The sequence below is a fragment of the Nocardia sp. NPDC058058 genome, assembly GCF_042885355.1.
In the GTDB taxonomy this organism is placed as follows: domain Bacteria; phylum Actinomycetota; class Actinomycetes; order Mycobacteriales; family Mycobacteriaceae; genus Nocardia.
Genome location: NZ_JBHVSA010000003.1, coordinates 43,608 through 58,683, shown reverse-complemented (window position 1 = coordinate 58,683; position 15,076 = coordinate 43,608). Strand labels below are relative to the sequence as shown.

General features: G+C 66.5%; 16 protein-coding genes. 3 read left to right on the top strand and 13 right to left on the bottom strand.

Annotation, left to right across the window (positions count from 1 at the left end):
* Window positions 1-3: 3 nt before the first annotated feature.
* From ACFVUS_RS23820 to ACFVUS_RS23760, 13 genes are all read right to left on the bottom strand, one after another.
* Window positions 4-1,539 carry an aldehyde dehydrogenase family protein gene (locus tag ACFVUS_RS23820; RefSeq protein ID WP_387770363.1) on the bottom strand — a complete coding sequence of 512 codons (1,536 nt, stop codon included), beginning with the start codon at window positions 1,537-1,539 and terminating at the stop codon, window positions 4-6.
* Window positions 1,536-3,002 (bottom strand): carotenoid oxygenase family protein, encoded by a 1,467-nt coding sequence (locus ACFVUS_RS23815; RefSeq protein ID WP_387770360.1) that lies wholly within the window; start codon window positions 3,000-3,002, stop codon window positions 1,536-1,538. The genes ACFVUS_RS23820 and ACFVUS_RS23815 overlap by 4 nt, the downstream gene beginning before the upstream one ends.
* 7 nt (window positions 3,003-3,009) lie before the next feature.
* Window positions 3,010-3,234: a lipoyl domain-containing protein gene (locus ACFVUS_RS23810; protein ID WP_387770357.1), complete on the bottom strand. Its 225-nt coding sequence runs from the start codon at window positions 3,232-3,234 to the stop codon at window positions 3,010-3,012.
* A 44-nt stretch (window positions 3,235-3,278) separates the two neighbouring features.
* Window positions 3,279-3,467 carry a ferredoxin gene (locus ACFVUS_RS23805; RefSeq protein ID WP_387770354.1) on the bottom strand — a complete coding sequence of 63 codons (189 nt, stop codon included), beginning with the start codon at window positions 3,465-3,467 and terminating at the stop codon, window positions 3,279-3,281.
* Window positions 3,468-3,483: 16 nt separating this feature from the next.
* The gene (locus ACFVUS_RS23800; protein WP_387770351.1) at window positions 3,484-4,632 is read right to left on the bottom strand and encodes a thiolase family protein; all 1,149 of its coding nucleotides are present in this window, start codon (window positions 4,630-4,632) and stop codon (window positions 3,484-3,486) included.
* Window positions 4,632-5,063 carry a Zn-ribbon domain-containing OB-fold protein gene (locus ACFVUS_RS23795; protein ID WP_387770348.1) on the bottom strand — a complete coding sequence of 144 codons (432 nt, stop codon included), beginning with the start codon at window positions 5,061-5,063 and terminating at the stop codon, window positions 4,632-4,634. The genes ACFVUS_RS23800 and ACFVUS_RS23795 overlap by 1 nt, the downstream gene beginning before the upstream one ends.
* An 11-nt stretch (window positions 5,064-5,074) precedes the next feature.
* A complete protein-coding gene (locus ACFVUS_RS23790; protein WP_387770345.1) occupies window positions 5,075-5,431 on the bottom strand; it encodes a 2Fe-2S iron-sulfur cluster-binding protein in 357 nt (118 codons plus the stop codon).
* A gap of 6 nt (window positions 5,432-5,437) precedes the next feature.
* On the bottom strand, window positions 5,438-6,379 hold the full coding sequence (locus tag ACFVUS_RS23785; RefSeq protein ID WP_387770342.1) for an acyl-CoA dehydrogenase family protein: 942 nt from the start codon (window positions 6,377-6,379) through the stop codon (window positions 5,438-5,440).
* The gene (locus tag ACFVUS_RS23780) at window positions 6,376-7,539 is read right to left on the bottom strand and encodes an acyl-CoA dehydrogenase family protein (RefSeq protein ID WP_387770340.1); all 1,164 of its coding nucleotides are present in this window, start codon (window positions 7,537-7,539) and stop codon (window positions 6,376-6,378) included. The genes ACFVUS_RS23785 and ACFVUS_RS23780 overlap by 4 nt, the downstream gene beginning before the upstream one ends.
* On the bottom strand, window positions 7,536-9,077 hold the full coding sequence (locus ACFVUS_RS23775; protein WP_387770337.1) for an AMP-binding protein: 1,542 nt from the start codon (window positions 9,075-9,077) through the stop codon (window positions 7,536-7,538). Before ACFVUS_RS23775 ends, ACFVUS_RS23780 begins: the two co-directional genes overlap by 4 nt.
* A 2-nt stretch (window positions 9,078-9,079) precedes the next feature.
* The gene (locus tag ACFVUS_RS23770) at window positions 9,080-10,105 is read right to left on the bottom strand and encodes an alpha-ketoacid dehydrogenase subunit beta (RefSeq protein ID WP_387770334.1); all 1,026 of its coding nucleotides are present in this window, start codon (window positions 10,103-10,105) and stop codon (window positions 9,080-9,082) included.
* Complete coding sequence (locus tag ACFVUS_RS23765; RefSeq protein WP_387770331.1) at window positions 10,102-11,094, bottom strand: thiamine pyrophosphate-dependent dehydrogenase E1 component subunit alpha; 993 nt, start codon at window positions 11,092-11,094, stop codon at window positions 10,102-10,104. The genes ACFVUS_RS23770 and ACFVUS_RS23765 overlap by 4 nt, the downstream gene beginning before the upstream one ends.
* Before the next feature lie 83 nt (window positions 11,095-11,177).
* Window positions 11,178-11,939: an SDR family NAD(P)-dependent oxidoreductase gene (locus tag ACFVUS_RS23760; protein WP_387770328.1), complete on the bottom strand. Its 762-nt coding sequence runs from the start codon at window positions 11,937-11,939 to the stop codon at window positions 11,178-11,180.
* Between the two features lie 106 nt (window positions 11,940-12,045).
* On the opposite strand from ACFVUS_RS23760, the gene ACFVUS_RS23755 reads away from it, so the two are divergent.
* Genes ACFVUS_RS23755 through ACFVUS_RS23745 form a run of 3 tightly spaced genes read left to right on the top strand, consistent with a single transcriptional unit; the run spans window position 12,046 to window position 15,075 of the window.
* Window positions 12,046-13,347: a cytochrome P450 gene (locus ACFVUS_RS23755; protein WP_387770325.1), complete on the top strand. Its 1,302-nt coding sequence runs from the start codon at window positions 12,046-12,048 to the stop codon at window positions 13,345-13,347.
* 7 nt (window positions 13,348-13,354) lie between these two features.
* Entirely contained in the window at window positions 13,355-14,218 is an 864-nt protein-coding gene (locus ACFVUS_RS23750; RefSeq protein ID WP_387770322.1) for an MlaE family ABC transporter permease, read from the top strand.
* Between the two features lie 2 nt (window positions 14,219-14,220).
* Window positions 14,221-15,075 carry an MlaE family ABC transporter permease gene (locus ACFVUS_RS23745; RefSeq protein ID WP_387770319.1) on the top strand — a complete coding sequence of 285 codons (855 nt, stop codon included), beginning with the start codon at window positions 14,221-14,223 and terminating at the stop codon, window positions 15,073-15,075.
* Window position 15,076: the final 1 nt, after the last annotated feature.

Sequence of the window (15,076 nt, the reverse complement as noted above, 5' to 3'; positions counted from 1 at the left end):
CGATCAGCGACCGCGCCGGAGCGGCAACGACACACGCCGCCATCCGCGCGCGTCCACCGCGCGCATCACGGTCGTGACGAGGCGTGAGCGGAACCGCGAGGCCGGATACCACAGTGGCTCACGGGCGAGCAAAGGCCCGCGGGGTGCGGTAATCGCTTGCCGGCGGCAGTATTTGCGGATGCCCCCGGCCCCGCCCCAGCGCGCGCCTATCCCCGAGGATTTCCAACCACCCATCGGCAGGGCGAAATTCATCAGGTTCGCGTATGCGTCGTTGATATTGACCGCGCCCACCTCCAGCAGACGAGCGATGCGTTCGCCGCGAACGCGGTCACCGGTCCACACCGTGGCGGACAGGCCGTAGTCCGAATCATTGGCCAGCCGAATGGCTTCGGCTGCATCGCGGACCTTGATCACCGGAATGATCGGGCCGAATGTCTCCTCGGTGAGGCAGCGCATCGAATGATCGACGTCGACCAGCACGGTCGGCTCGAAGAACAGGCCCGCGCCGGTCGCGTTGCCGCCGAGCAGGATTCGCGCACCCTTGGCTCGGGCGTCCTCGATATGGCCGCGCACGATATCGAGTTGCGTGCCCGTCGCCATCGCCCCGATGTCGAAGGCGAAGTCTCGGCCGTCCGCGCCCTGACGAAGCGCGCGCACGCGATCCACCAGCGTGGTCACGAACCGGTCGTATACCGGCGCTTCGACGTACACCCGCTCCACCGAAATGCACGCCTGCCCCGAATTGAACAGCGCGCCATAGACGATGCCCGCCGCCGCCCTTTCGATATTCGCGTCGGCGAGCACGATGGCCGGGTCCTTGCCACCGAGTTCGAGGCTGTACGGAATCAGTCGTTCGCCGCAGGCCACCGCGATGGCCCGGCCGGTGCGGGTGGAGCCGGTGAACTGCACGAAATCGACCGTGTCCACCACCGCCCGCCCGGTCTCCCCGTGGCCGGTGAGCACCGAGAACACCGGTGGCGCCTCGATTTCGGTCCAGCCGCGCGCCAATTCGACTGCGCTCAGCGGCGTCACCTCGGACGGTTTGACCAGCACCGCCGATCCGGCCATCAGCGCCGCGAACATGTCGAAACACGGGTTGAGCAGCGGCAGATTCCAGGGCGTGATGATTCCGACGACCGGATGCGGCCGGTAGGTCGCGAGCAGGCGTTTGGTGATGCCTATCGGGCTGTGCGGTGTGGGGTGCTCGTCGGCCAGGAACCGTTCGGCATGGCTCGCCCAGTATTTGAGCAGGTCGATGGCCGCGGGCACCTCGATCTCGGCGTCGAACCGGGTCTTGCCCGTCTCGGCTTGCACCGTATCGGTGAGCCGGGCCGCATTGTCGATCAGCCAATCCTGGTAGCGCAGCAACCATTTCGCGCGGGCGCGGACGCCGATCCGCTCCCATTCGACTTGGCTCCGCCGCAATTCGGCGACGGTCTCCGCTACCGCGCTCGCACCATGGTCGATCGCCTGTCCGGCCGGGCGGCCGTCGGCAGGATTCACCACATCGAACAGGGCGACGCTCTTGTCGCTGTTCATCGGATCTGATCCACACCGGGCATGGCTTGGCCATAAAGCGGATTGTCCACGGCGTAGTAATTGCAGTGGAACCCGCTCGGAATCGCGAACGGGATCACCACCCGCGCCAGCGGCCCGCCCGCCAGATTCCGCGCATCGAAGACCATGAGTTCGGTCTCGGCGGCCCCGGCCCGATGCACGAGGGTCAGGGCGTAGCCGTCGAGTTCGTCCGCCCCGCCCACGCGCGGAGCGAAGATGAGCTCGCCCGCCGCCGCTCCCGTACCGAAGTGATAGCTGTCCTCGGCCCCCGTGCGGGTATCCACGCACACCACCGAATCCATCCCGTCGACTCGCCCATCCACCGAACGCTGATTGCTGTTGGCGAAGGCATAGCGGCTGGGCCGGGTCATGAGCCGATCGTCCGGGCGCGGGAATTGGATATCGCGATCATTGAGAATCTCCTCGCGCACGATATCGGTGCCGGCGCCGGGATCGATCGTCCAGCGCCGCAGGCTCTGCCGAGTCTCCCGATGCGTGCGCCGGGTGCCGTCGATATCGGGAAACAGCGAAGTTCCTTCGGCGGCAGCCACATCGGCGATGATGCGGCCGTCCTGTTCCCACACATTCGCCTGATGCATCATTTGGCGTGGCGCGGCCTCGAACCAGCGCACCTGAGCCGCGGTGCCGGTGCGCGGCATCACGCCGAGTTTGGTGGGCCGCCCCGGATCCCAGGCCACCAGCGGACCGCCCGCCGCCGCGCGGGTGATGCTGATGTCCAGCGGCGTCACCGGGAACACCACGTGGTTCTCGGTGACGAAGAAGGTGTGCAGCATGCTCTGATGCGGGACCGGGATGGTCTCGGTCTTGATCGGCCGTCCATCGAAATCGATGATGTCGTAACGCAATTCCGGTGCGGTGCCCTTGCGGCGCGCGATCGAGCCGATATTGATCAGCTCACCGGTCGCGTAGTCGATGGTGGGGTGCGCGCTGAACGTCGTGGTGACCACACCGCCGTAGTGCTCCTCGCCCAGGGTGTCCAGAGTGCGCGGATCCAATTCGACCGGCGGTGCGCCCTCCATGAGGGCCAGCAGCTTTCCGCCATGCAGGATGATATTGGTGTTCGCGGTGTTGTACCGGGTGCCCAGCGCCAGCGGATCGGTGGTGAGCGGATTGCCATGCACACCGAAAAGCCTTCTGCCCGCCTTGATTTCGAGCATCAGCTTATCGGTGCGAACCCACCGATTACGCATGGAGACGCGTCCGTCCTCGAAGAAGAAGGCGTAGACCATGCCGTCGCCGTCGAACCAGTGATAGTCCTCGTCCACCGGTGGATAGAGCGGTTCGGCTCCATTGCGGTAGAACACTCCCGCGAGATCGGCGGGCAATTCGCCATGGATGAACAGATCCGGTGCGTCCACCTCCATGCGGGTGGGCCGGTGATGTCCGGTGAGGAAAGGGCTTTCGCGATAGGTCGTGGTCGCCATGGCTGCCTCAGTGCTCCAGTTCGAGTCGGCCCAGGGTGGTGCCCACCGGATACTCGCCCTCGACTTCGACCGCTCCGTAGCGCAGCACGCCGTGCTCGGGGGCGGGTATTTCGGTCTCCACCTTGTCGGTGCCGACGGTGTAGAGCGGTTCGCCCTCGGCGACCGCGCTGCCGTCGGGCACCAACCAGCCCAGAAAAGTCCCCTCGGTCATCGAGACATCGAGTTTGGGCATCTTGATTTCCATTCGATTCCGCTTTCTTCGCCAGAACTCACGGCCTACTCGACGCGCAGTGCCCGCGCCGGACAGGCGATGACCGCCCGTTCGGCGAGATCGATTGCACTGTCGGCTATCTCGGGAGACAGCACTCGCGCCACACCGTCATCGCCCACTTCGAACAGTGCGGGCGCGACCACCTCGCACAGTCCGTTCCCGACGCACAGGTCCGGATTCACCACCACTCGCATCGCGCGTTCCTCCCGCTCATCGGGTGAGCACCGTGCAGCCGCTGGACCCGGGCGCGCCGTACACATGGGACAGCGCCACCCGAGGAGAGTGCGCGACCTGCCGCGCACCGGCCGCACCGCGCAATTGCAGGACGTTCTCATGGATCTGACGCAGCCCCGATGCCCCGATCGGCTCACCGTTGGCCAGGCAGCCGCCATCGGTATTGATCGGCAGTGCGCCGCCGAGACCCGTTGCGCCGCTGTCGATCAGCGCGGCCTGCGCACCGTGCTCGCAGAGCCCGGTCTCGGCCATGTGGATGATCTCCGCGCCCGCGTCGGTGTCTTGCAATTGGGCTATGCCGATCTCACCGGGTCCGATACCCGCGTATTCGAATACCGCACGGGCGGCGTCGACCGTGGGGCTGTCACCACGTCGAATCGACAGCGACGGGCTCAGCACCTCGAACGATCCGGGCGTACGGGTGCGGACCGCGACGCCGGAGACGAATACCGGATCGGATCGATACTCTTTGGCGGCCTTGGCATTACACAGGACGAGCGCGGTCGCGCCGTCGCCCGGTGAGCACAGCATGTACTGCCGCAGCGGGTCCACCAGCATCGGCGAGGTGTCGATATCGCCGGGACTCAGCGCCTTGCGCCGCCAGGCGTTCGGATTCAGCGAGCCATTGTGGAATGCCTTGGCCGCCACCGTGGTCAACAGACTCGCGGGCAGCTCATGTTCGTACAGGTACCGCTGGATCTTCAAGGCGAAGAACTGCGCGGTCACCGCCAGCCCGGTCGATCCGTACCAGTCACCGAGCCCCATATGCGCGGTGGAGATCGAGAACGCCCCGCGCGGATGCGCGTCGAAGCCGACCACGACCGCCAACTCCGCCGCACCCGAGGCGATGGCGTGCACGGCGGACAACAGCGAACTGCTCCCTGTCGCACAACCGTTCAGGACATTGATGAACGGCACACCCGTCAAACCGAGTTCGGTGACCAGGGTGTCGGCCGAACCACCGGAGAGACTGCCGCCGACCGCGTAATCGATCTGCGGCCAACCGACCCCGGCATCGCACAGCGCCTGCCGGACCGCGTGCGCCGCCTCGGCGCGAGCGGTGGTATCGCTGAAACGGCCGAACGGGCGACAGCCTATTCCGATAATGGCAACCTCGTTCGACATCAGCCCAACCTCGGCTCTGCCGACGTGAAGGCGAAAGTGACTGTGTTCGAGCCCATATCACCGGGCACCGAGAGATCACCGGGCACCGAGAGCAGAACCAGCCGCATCGGCATCCCGATGCGCAGTCGCGCCGGATCGCACTCGAGCAATCGCGCTTCCACGATCAGCTGACCGGGCAGTTCGACATAACCCAGCCCGAATGGCGAGAACGGTTCCACGCCAGGCACATAGGGTGGACTCGGCGGGGCGAAGCGCTGCACCGTCCAACTCCACAGCACGCCCCGCTCCGCCAGCGGAACGATCGCGATATCCGCCGAACCGCACCGTGGGCAGGACGTGCCCGCCGGGAAATGATGATCGGCGCAGTTCGCGCAGCGCCCGCCGCGCAATCGCGGCCGGCCGTCCGTGATGTCCATCAGGTGTGGATCCATCGGTGTGTCCATTACAGTTCGTGCCTCTCCTGGCCGGTCGGCCGCGCACGCAGGCGCACACCGCGTTTGAGTACCGCCACTTCGCCGTGTACGCCCGCCTGACAGGCCAGGCGCACGATCGTTCCGCTGCGCGACCGCAATTCGCGCACCGCGCGCAATTCGGACTCGGCCGGTTCGGACAGGTGGTCGGCGTGGGCGAGCACCTCGACATGGCAGACCAGGCAGTCCCCCATACCGCCGCAGATGGTTGGCCACCGGTATCCGGCGGCCAGGGCGGCGGACATGATGGTTTGCCCGGGCGCGGCGGCGAATTCGATTCCCGAGGGTCGCACCGTCACCAGCGCCGCGGGCGCGGGCTTGCCGGACATCGCGCCTCACCCTCGCCGCACCGCACGCCAGGGTCGGCCGCGATCGGGATCGGGTTCCCGATCCAGCCCGAGCACCCGTTCGGCGATGATGGTGCGCTGGATCTCCGAGGTGCCGCCCGCAATTGTGAGTCTGCGACTGTCCAACAGCGCGTACGCCTCCGGGCAGAGCGGATCCGCCACGCAATACGCACCGTGCGCACCGGCAATCTCGAATCCGATCTCGGCGATCCGCTGGGACAGCTCGGACTGCGCGAGCTTGGTGATCGATCCGCCTGCGTCGGTCCGGGATTTCGCAGCCCGCTGATTGGTCAGCTCCAGTGCCCGCTCCATGGCGAGTAGTCCGGCCAGCCGATCGCGCATGATCGGCTCCTGCCAGGTGCCATTCACGCGCGCGGCCGCAAGGACCGGGGCCAGCGATACGCCCGAGGCATCGGAAGTGCCTGACAGGCCGGATCTTTCGGCGCTCAGGGTGGACAGTGCCACCCGCCAGCCCGCATCGATCGGGCCCAGGCGGTCGGTATCCGGCACCTGCACCTCGTCCAGGAACACCTCGCAGAAATGCTCCTCACCGGTGAGCTGGCGCAGTGGGCGCACGGTGACCCCGCGTGCGCGCATATCGAGCAGAAAGCATGTGATCCCCGCGTGTTTGGGCTTATCCGGATCGGTGCGGGCGAGCAGCATGCCGTAGTCGGCGAGATTCGCGAAGGAACTCCATACCTTCTGGCCGGTGACCGTCCAGTGATCCGCATCCCGCCGGACCGCGCGGGTTGCCAGGCTCGCCAGGTCCGATCCGGCTCCCGGCTCGCTGAATAGCTGACACCAGATCTGCTTCGCCGCCTCGATACCCGGCAGGAAGCGCGCGCGCTGATCCCCGGTGCCCCAGGTCTCGATCGTGGGACCGATCAGAGTCCGGGCGACGAAGTGGTGGCCCTCGACGGCTTCGGTCATCGTCGTTCCTCCCGTAGGTCCGCGTAGTCGGCGAGCCGACGCCGGTACCGCACCGCGCCCCCGATCAGCACGGCGGTCGCATGCGCGCGGCGCAGATACCGGTGTGCCCAGTGCTCCCAGGTGATCGCCATGCCGCCGTGCAACTGCACCGCGGCCCTGGTGACATCGGTGGCGGTGTCGATGGCCAGGGCTGCCGCCACCGCGAGATCGATATCGGTCTGAATGTCCTCGGGCGCGGTGGCCAGGTGCCAGGCCGCGCCGTATACGGCCGAGCGCGTTAGTTCGACCCGAGTCAGCAGATCCGCGAGGCGATGTTTGATCGCCTGGAAGGAGCCGAGGGTTCGGCCGAATTGAATCCGGTGTGCGACATGGTCGATGGTGCGGTCGAAGGCACACTGGGCGACGCCGAGAAGTTCGGCGGCGATCACGAGATCACCACGACGGCGCAGCGCGACGGCGATCGCGGGGTCGGTGTACACCGATTCCGCAGGCGCGTCGCGGCATTCGACTCGGCCGAGCGGGCGGGAGGGGTCGAGAGCGTGCAGCGTGGACATATGCACCCCCGGTGCACCGATGTTCAGCAGCACGACAGCGAGTGCGCCGTCGACCATAGCCTCGCAGATGAGCCAACCGGCATGCTCGATATTCCAGACCGGTTCGACGACGCCATTGAGGCGGTAGCAGCCGTTGTGGTTTCGCCCGGTCAGTTCCGGACGCGGATCGCCCAGTAGCGATGTGCCGAGCGCCGTATACGAAACTCCCTGCGCGAAATGTGGATCCCGGCCAAAGGCACGCCGGGATGGCGGGGAGTCGGTCTGCGGCGTGGGAACGAACTGCTCCGAGTTGCCTTCGGAACGGTAGGTGGGCAGTGCGCCGAGGACGGCGGTGGGGACTATCGGGCCGGGGTAGAGAGCCGCGCCCGCTTCCTCGGCCATGATCGCCAGATCGACGGGGGTGCTCGATGATTCGCCGTCCGCGCTCCCCATCAGGATGTCCCGGGCTCCGACATCGACCAGAAGTCGTTGCCAGTTCCCGGTTTCCGTGTCGGAGGTGTCGGCTTGGAAGAACCGCCGGAGCACTTCGCGCAGCGCTGTGTGCTCGGCGGTGAACTCGAAGAGCAAGGGGAGGTGTGTGGCCGTGGGTATTTCGAGTGCGCTCACGGTGCCCCTTCGGTCATCGCGGTTCGGTGCGTCGCCAGATACCGTGCGCGCAGCGCGCGTTTGTCGAGTTTCCCCATCGCGGTACGCACGTCCTCGTCGAGGAAGTCGATTACTCCGGGGCACTTGTGGTGCGCGATCCGATCGCGACACCAGGTGATGAGTTCTTCGGCGGCGGGCGGGTTTTCGGCGGGGAGCACGAGCGCGCACAGTTGCTCACCCATATCCGGGTGCGGGATGCCGATCACCGCGACGTCGAAAACCCCGGGATGTGCGCGCAGTACCGCCTCGGATTCGGCGGGGTACAGATTGACCCCGCCGCTGACGACCATGTCGGAGATCCGATCGGTGAGATACAGGTAGCCGGCCGCGTCGAGGTAGCCGACCTCGCCGATGACGAATTCGTCGCCGTGGACATAGCTGCGCGCGGTCTTGTCCGGGTCATTGTGATACCGCGGGCGGACGCCGTCGGTGGAGCGTACGCACACCAGACCCGGCTCACCCGCGGCGAGCAGTTCACCGCCGTCGTCACGAATGTTCAGTTCGTACCCCGGCATGGCACGGCCCACCGAGCCCGGGTGGGCCAGCCAGTCCGCCGAGTCGATGAAGGTGACCGTGCCCACCTCGGTGGATCCGTACGCCTCGAACAGCACCGGCCCGAACCAATCGATCATGGCGGATTTGATGTGTACCGGACAGCTCGCCCCGGTGTGCACGATCGAGCGAATACTGCTGACGTCGTATCGTTTTCGCACAGTCGGCGGGAGCGCGAGCATTCGGGCGAAATGTGTCGGCACCATCATCGAACTCTCGATCCGATGCTCGTCGATCAGGCGCAGCACCTGTTCGGCGTCGAATTTGCGCAGTATGATCAGCGGATTGCCCACCGTCAGTCCGCGCACACCGCCGATCGGACCGGTGTGGTGCATCGGCCCGACAATCAGATGCCGTCCTTTCGGGCGCACCGGCGACTGTTCGATGCGTCGCACATGGTCGGCGACCGTTTCCCCCACCGGATACATCTGATCGGGCAACCGCACGCCCTTGGGACGACCGGTCGTGCCGGAGGTGTAGTACAGCGGTGCGGCGGGCACCATCGTGGCGGCGGGTTCGGTGTCCGGGAAGTCGCGAATAACCGACTCGAATGCTTCGACGTCCCCGGATCCGGCTGTGCCCCAAGCGACTACGCGAACACCGATGCCCGCAGCTCGGACGGTGGCGGCGGTCCGCGCCGAGCACAACACGGTGTGCACCGCCGCGTCATCGAGGATGTAACCCACCTCGCCGGAGGTGAGCTGGGAGTTGATGGGTACGACCGACAGCCCGGCATAGGTGGTGGCCAGATGTGCGAGCGCGGTGTGCACTCCGTTCTCGGCCATGATGCCCACCCGCTGCCCCGCGCCCACACCCAGCGACAGCAACCAGCCCACGGTGCGATTGACCATCGAATTGAGCTGCGCCCATGTCCATTCGAGCTCGCCATCGCCGACCGCGAGCTCGTCCGGGGTGCGCCACGCGTGTGCCGCCAGACCGTACGCCACCCTCAGCCCCCGATACGAGTGCGCGAGCGCGCCAGCGTGGCCCGGGCGGCGACCAGGATGGCATCCGCGGTGGGTACGAAGGCGTCCTCGAGCGCCTTGGCGTACGGGATCGGGGTGTTGGCTCCCGTCACCCGCGCCACCGGAGCGGCCAGTTCATCGAACAGCCGCTCGCCGATGAACGCGGCCAGCTCCGCGCCGAATCCACTGCGCCGCACGGCTTCATGGATCACCACGGCGTGCCGGGTGCGGCCGACCGATTCCAGGATGGTCTCCTCATCCAATGGCACCAGCGACCGTAGATCGATGACCTCGGCCTGCACCCCTTCCTCGGCCAAACGCTGCGCCGCGGCCATCGCGTCGTGCACCTGGCGGCCGTAGGACAGCAGTGTGATATCGCTGCCGGGTCGCAGTGTCGCCGCCACCCCGAGCGGTACATAGTGCCGTCCAACCGGAACGGGTTGCGGTGGCCCGAAATACAGCAGACTCTGCTCGACGACCACGCACGGATCGGGATCCTCGATGCATGCGGTGAGCAGACCCTTGGCGTCGGCGGGATTGCTCGGCACCACCACCTTGAGCCCCGGAATATGGGTGAGCCACGCTTCGAGCATCTCCGAATGCTGTGCGCCGAACTGCATTCCGGCCCCCGCCGCACACCGCACCGTGATCGGAACGGTGGTCTGCCCGCCCGACATATAGCGGAGCTTGGCGGCATGATTGGACAGCTGGTCCATGCACACGGCGAGGAAGTCCATCAGCATGATCTCCGCGACCGGCCGCATGCCCGCCACGGCCGCACCGATGGCCGCCCCCATGATCGCCTGTTCGCTGATCGGTGTGGCGCGCACCCGATCCCGGCCGTATTTGGTGGACAGCCCGCGCGAGACCATGAAGACTCCGCCACCTGGATCGGCGATGTCCTCGCCGAGCAGGAAGACCGACGGATCGCGCCCGAGCGCGTCGTCCAATGCGCTACCCAGCGCCTGAAATCCGGTCATGGGCTGGGTTTCGACGGTTATCGCGCTCATATCAGCGCCTCCTCGTACACGTCGGTGACGAGCTCGGCCGCATCCGGCACCGGGCTCTCGGTGGCGAAACGCACCGCGTCCGCGATCGCTTCCGCCTCTTCCGCCTCTATCGCCGATAACGCTGCGGCACTTGCGATCCCGTGATCCAGCAGCCATTCACGGAATGCGAGCACCGGATCGGCGGCCCGCGCGGCGGCCAGCTCCCCGGGTTTCATGTACTCGTTCTGATCGGACATCTGATGTCCGTGGAATCGGAATGTCATGGCCTCGAGCAGGGTTGGGCCGTCCCCGGCGCGCGCCCGGTCGATCGCGGTGCGTGCCGCCTGATACATCGCGATCGGATCGTTGCCGTCCACCCGCACCCCCGGGAAGTTGTAGGAGGCGGCCCGGTCGGCGATGCGCGCGACGCTCGTGCCGTCCTCGTACGCGGTGTGCTCGGCGTAAAGATTGTTGTGGCAACAGAATACGACCGGCAGCCGCCAGATTCCGGCCAGATTGCAGGCTTCGTGGAAGGCCCCGATATTGCTCGCCCCGTCACCGAAGTTCACCACTGTCACCTGATCGCTGCCGCGCAGTTGCGCGGCCAGCGCCAGCCCGGTGGCGATCGGCAATCCGCCGCCCACGATGCCGGTGGTGACCATCAGCCCCGAGGCCGGGTGGGTAATGTGCATGGGACCGCCCTTGCCCTTGCAGGTTCCGGTGGCCTTACCCATGAATTCGGCCCAGAGTTCGCGCAGCGGAACACCTTTGGCGAGCTGGTCGTGCAGTCCGCGATAGGTCGTCACGGCGTAGTCGTCCCGGTGCAGCAGCGCGCCGATCGAGGCGGAGACGATTTCCTGGCCGCGCGGTGAGTAGTACTGCGCGCTGACCTGTCCGGCCAGCACAAGTGCCCGGAACTTCTCATCGCACAGCTTGATTCGAGTGGCTTTGGTGAAGATGTCGATGAGCGCTTCGGCGCTGATATCGGCGGGAGATGCGGTGTCCGGCACGGCGGTCCCATCTATTAGTTGGTCCGATAATTATTTAGTAGCACGGGTCACATCCGCATGTCCAGACCCGATGGCGCGGTGGACTATTGGACCGGCTGCCGGAAGTAGTCCTGTACCGCCAGACCGATGAACGCCGATCCGTTGACCGTCCAGCCGCCATCGACGAACAGCACCTGCCCGGTGATGTACCCCGCCGCCGGTGAGGCCAGAAAGCCAACGGCCGCGGCGATATCGGACGGTTCGCCGAGTCGCCCGAGCGGCATGGACTCCCCTATCGCGCGCGCCAGGCCCGGGTCGGCGAATTCACCGCGCGTGCCCTCGGTCAGGACCAGACCCGGCCCCACCGCGTTCACCCGAATCCGGCGCGGGGCGTACTCGCTGGCCAGCTGTTTGGTCAGCGCCACGATCGCCGCCTTGGAGGCCGGGTAGATCCCCCGCCCGACGCCGGGCATCTCGGCCAGCGTCGAGGTGAGATTGACTATCGCGCCACCGGTTTCGGGAAAGTTGGGCGTCAGCGCACGGGCGATCAACCAGCTGCCGACGACATTGGTGCGCAGCACATCCTCGACCTCGGCCAGGGTGCTGTCGGCGAGCGATTTCGAACGCCAGATGCCGGCGTTGCTGACCACCACGTCCAGTGCTCCCACCGATTCGGCCAGCGCGGCGACGGCTCGCTCATCGGCGACATCGCAGCCGTACGCCGTTCCGCCGACATCGGCTGCCGTGGATTCGGCGGCCGCACCGTCGATATCGACCGCGGCGACCTCGAATCCGTTGTCCGCCAACTGTCGTGCGATGGCACGGCCGATGCCGTTTCCCGCTCCGGTTACCAGGGCTCTCGGCATATTCGTCCTTCGTTCCGGGCGTTCGGCGTCGCGACCACCCCTTGCCTATGACCCACCTCACTATTATATTGGCCAGATAATTAGTCAAGACAGGCTGGAGGCGGCTTTGACCGAGACCTCATCCCATCCGGTAGCCGAGTTCGATCCCCTGAATCCCGATGCGCTGCAATGCCCTTACCCCTGGCATCGCGCCCTGCGCGAGCACGCGCCGGTGCATTTCGTCGCCGCACGCGGCATGTGGTTCGTCACCTCGCGCGAACTGGTGGCCAAGGCCCTCGCCGATCACGCGGTGTTCTCCTCCAACTTCGGTCTACCGCAGTTGCCGGCGCCCGACGAGATCAAGGAGCAGGTGGCCGAGATCGAGGCGCAGGGGTGGCCGCCGGTACCGACACTGCTCACCGCCGATCCGCCGGAACATCATTACTACCGCCGCATGCTGGCCAAGGCGTTCACGCCCCGGCTCATCGCACAGCTCGAGCCACAGATCCGCGAGCTCGCCCACACCCTGGCGAACGAGCTGACCGCAAGCAGCCCGGTGGAATTCGTGCGAACCATCGCCTCCACCTTCCCGCTGCGAGTGATCGCGCAGGTGCTCAATGTGCCCGGGGAACGGATCGACGATTTCAAGCGCTGGTCCGATCAGTTCACCGCGACCGTCGGAGCCGAGCTCGACACGTCCGGACGCCTGGAGCAGGCCCGGAGCATGCTCGAGTATCAGCGCTACTTCGCCGCCGAACTCGACGACCGCCGCAGCCATCCGCGCGCAGACCTGCTCACCGGGTTGGTGGCCGCGCACAGCGCTGACGGAGACGAACCACTCAGCACCGCAGCGTGTTTGAGCATCATTCAACAGTTGCTGATCGCCGGGAACGAGACCACCACCAAACTGCTCACCGGCATTCTCGAACAGATCGCGACGGCCCCGCATTGGTGGGATTGGTTGCGCGCGGACACCACCGAGCGCAGCGGGCTCATGATCGAAGAGGGTCTGCGCTTTCTGGCCCCGGTGCAGAGCATGTTCCGAATCACCAAGTCCGAGACCGTCCTCGGCGGTCAGACGATTCCCGCCGGACAGCTCGTGGTGCTGGTCTTCGGTTCGGCCAATCGCGACGAGAGCGCGTTCGAGCGGCCCGGGGACTTCGATCCCGAACGCGCGGACGCGAAATCCCATCTCGCGTTCGGCGCGGGCATACACGCCTGCCTGGGCGCCCCGCTGGCCCGGCTGGAGAGCCGAATCATGCTGGAGGAATTGGCGATTCGATTCGGATCGGTCCGCTTCGCACCGGACAACGATTTCACCTACACCCCGAGCTTCATGCTGCGCGGGCTCGAGCGGCTGTCCCTGATATTCGATCCGGCGGGCACTCCCCCGGCGGATCGGTCGGTCTCGGCCGCGGCCACCCGATAGGACTCCGATGACAGCAGTCAGATCCGCGCCACCGGGCGGCGCGCCCTCCGCCCGCGCGGAGGTGGCCCGGTGGACCCGGGGCTATGCCGAACGCCATCCACTGGCCGCATTGCGTACCGTCGGTGGACAATTCGTCCTCGGCGTACGCGCGGGCCAATACCTGGTCACCGATATCGTGCGGCGGCGCTTCCCCTTCGGCGAATTCGTGGAACAGGCCGGGTTCATGGCGCGCACCGCGGTGGTGCCCACGCTGTTCGTCACGGTGCCGATCGCGGTGACGCTCTCGATCCAATTCGGTTTGCTGGCCGGACAACTCGGCGCGACATCGATGGCGGGCGCGGCCAACGGGCTGGCGGTGATCCGGCAGGGTGCGCCGCTGGTGGCGGCCATTCTCATGGCCGCGGCCGTCGGCTCCGCCATCAGCGCGGATCTCGGATCGCGCACCATCCGGGACGAGATCGCGGCAATGGAGGTGATGGGCGTATCGGTGATCCGGCGGCTGGTGGTGCCGCGGCTGGCAGCCGCGGTGGTGGTGGCCGTAGCACTGACCGGATTCACCTGCTTCATCGGCTTTCTCGCCGGATACGCCTTCACCGTCACCCTCCAGGGCGGGACGCCGGGCAGTTACACCGCCTCGTTCTCGTCCTTCGCCACCGTCGCCGATCTGGTGCTCACCCTGATCAAGGCCACCCTGTTCGGGGTGATCGTGGCGATCGTGGCCTGCTACAAGGGACTTGACGCCAGGCATGGGGCCTCGGGAGTGGCCAATGCGGTCAATGCCGCAGTGGTGCAATCGATTCTGCTGCTCATGGTGGTGAACGTGCTGCTGAGTCAGATGTACCTGATTCTGTTCCCCAAAGCGAGTTTCTGACCATGGCGGCGACCTACACGCCCCTGGCGCTGCGACCGCTACTGCTCGGCGCGGGCGCGGGACGGCGGCATTTCGCCCGGCTGGGTCATATGGTGGCGTTCTTCTTTCGCGCACTGGCCGGAATCCCGATCACGCTGCGCCGCTATCCCCGTGAGTTCATGCGCGCGCTCTCGGATGTCACCTGGGGCAATGGCTCGGTAGTGGTCGGCGGTGGCACCGCCGGGGTGGTGCTGATCGTGGGCGGGGCGGCGGGCGCGATCGTCGGCATCGAGGGGTACAACGCGCTGAACCTGCTCGGACTCGGGCCCGCGACCGGTCTCATCACCTCGCTGGCGGCGGTGCGCGAACTGGCCCCGTTGATGGCGGCGCTCGCCTTCGCTATTCAAGCGGGCTGCCGCTGCACCGCGCAACTGGGCGCGATGCGCATCTCCGAGGAGATCGATGCCCTGGAATCGGTTGCCATTCGGCCGATTCCGTACCTGGTGAGCACTCGGGTACTGGCGTCGGCACTGGCCATCCTGCCCCTGTTCGTCGCCTGTCTGGCGCTGAATTTCCTGGTCTGCCAGATCGTGGTCTACGTGGCCAGCGGACAGGGCTCAGGCACTTACCTGCACTACTTCTCGCTCATGCTCAACGGCCGGGACATCATGTACGCGGTCGTCAAGGTGTGCGCCTTCGTAGCGGTCATGTCGACCATCCAGTGCTACTACGGCTTCTACGCCACCGGCGGACCGCGCGGGGTCGGCATCGCCGCCGGGCGCGCCATGCGGGCCAGCATCACCATCATGGCGGTGCTGAACATGCTGCTCACCATGGCGTTCTGGGGTATCGACTCCGGTGGACGGCTCGGGGGCTGAG

What these genes read in the sequence shown, in the direction of transcription:
- ACFVUS_RS23800 (WP_387770351.1), bottom strand. Translation starts at nt 4,632, where the DNA reads ATGTCGAACGAGGTTGCCATTATCGGAATAGGCTGTCGCCCGTTCGGC.
- ACFVUS_RS23785 (WP_387770342.1), bottom strand. Translation starts at nt 6,379, where the DNA reads ATGACCGAAGCCGTCGAGGGCCACCACTTCGTCGCCCGGACTCTGATC.
- ACFVUS_RS23760 (WP_387770328.1), bottom strand. Translation starts at nt 11,939, where the DNA reads ATGCCGAGAGCCCTGGTAACCGGAGCGGGAAACGGCATCGGCCGTGCC.
- ACFVUS_RS23815 (WP_387770360.1), bottom strand. Translation starts at nt 3,002, where the DNA reads ATGGCGACCACGACCTATCGCGAAAGCCCTTTCCTCACCGGACATCAC.
- ACFVUS_RS23820 (WP_387770363.1), bottom strand. Translation starts at nt 1,539, where the DNA reads ATGAACAGCGACAAGAGCGTCGCCCTGTTCGATGTGGTGAATCCTGCC.
- ACFVUS_RS23745 (WP_387770319.1), top strand. Translation starts at nt 14,221, where the DNA reads ATGGCGGCGACCTACACGCCCCTGGCGCTGCGACCGCTACTGCTCGGC.
- ACFVUS_RS23770 (WP_387770334.1), bottom strand. Translation starts at nt 10,105, where the DNA reads ATGAGCGCGATAACCGTCGAAACCCAGCCCATGACCGGATTTCAGGCG.
- ACFVUS_RS23795 (WP_387770348.1), bottom strand. Translation starts at nt 5,063, where the DNA reads ATGGATCCACACCTGATGGACATCACGGACGGCCGGCCGCGATTGCGC.
- ACFVUS_RS23750 (WP_387770322.1), top strand. Translation starts at nt 13,355, where the DNA reads ATGACAGCAGTCAGATCCGCGCCACCGGGCGGCGCGCCCTCCGCCCGC.
- ACFVUS_RS23790 (WP_387770345.1), bottom strand. Translation starts at nt 5,431, where the DNA reads ATGTCCGGCAAGCCCGCGCCCGCGGCGCTGGTGACGGTGCGACCCTCG.
- ACFVUS_RS23805 (WP_387770354.1), bottom strand. Translation starts at nt 3,467, where the DNA reads ATGCGAGTGGTGGTGAATCCGGACCTGTGCGTCGGGAACGGACTGTGC.
- ACFVUS_RS23810 (WP_387770357.1), bottom strand. Translation starts at nt 3,234, where the DNA reads ATGCCCAAACTCGATGTCTCGATGACCGAGGGGACTTTTCTGGGCTGG.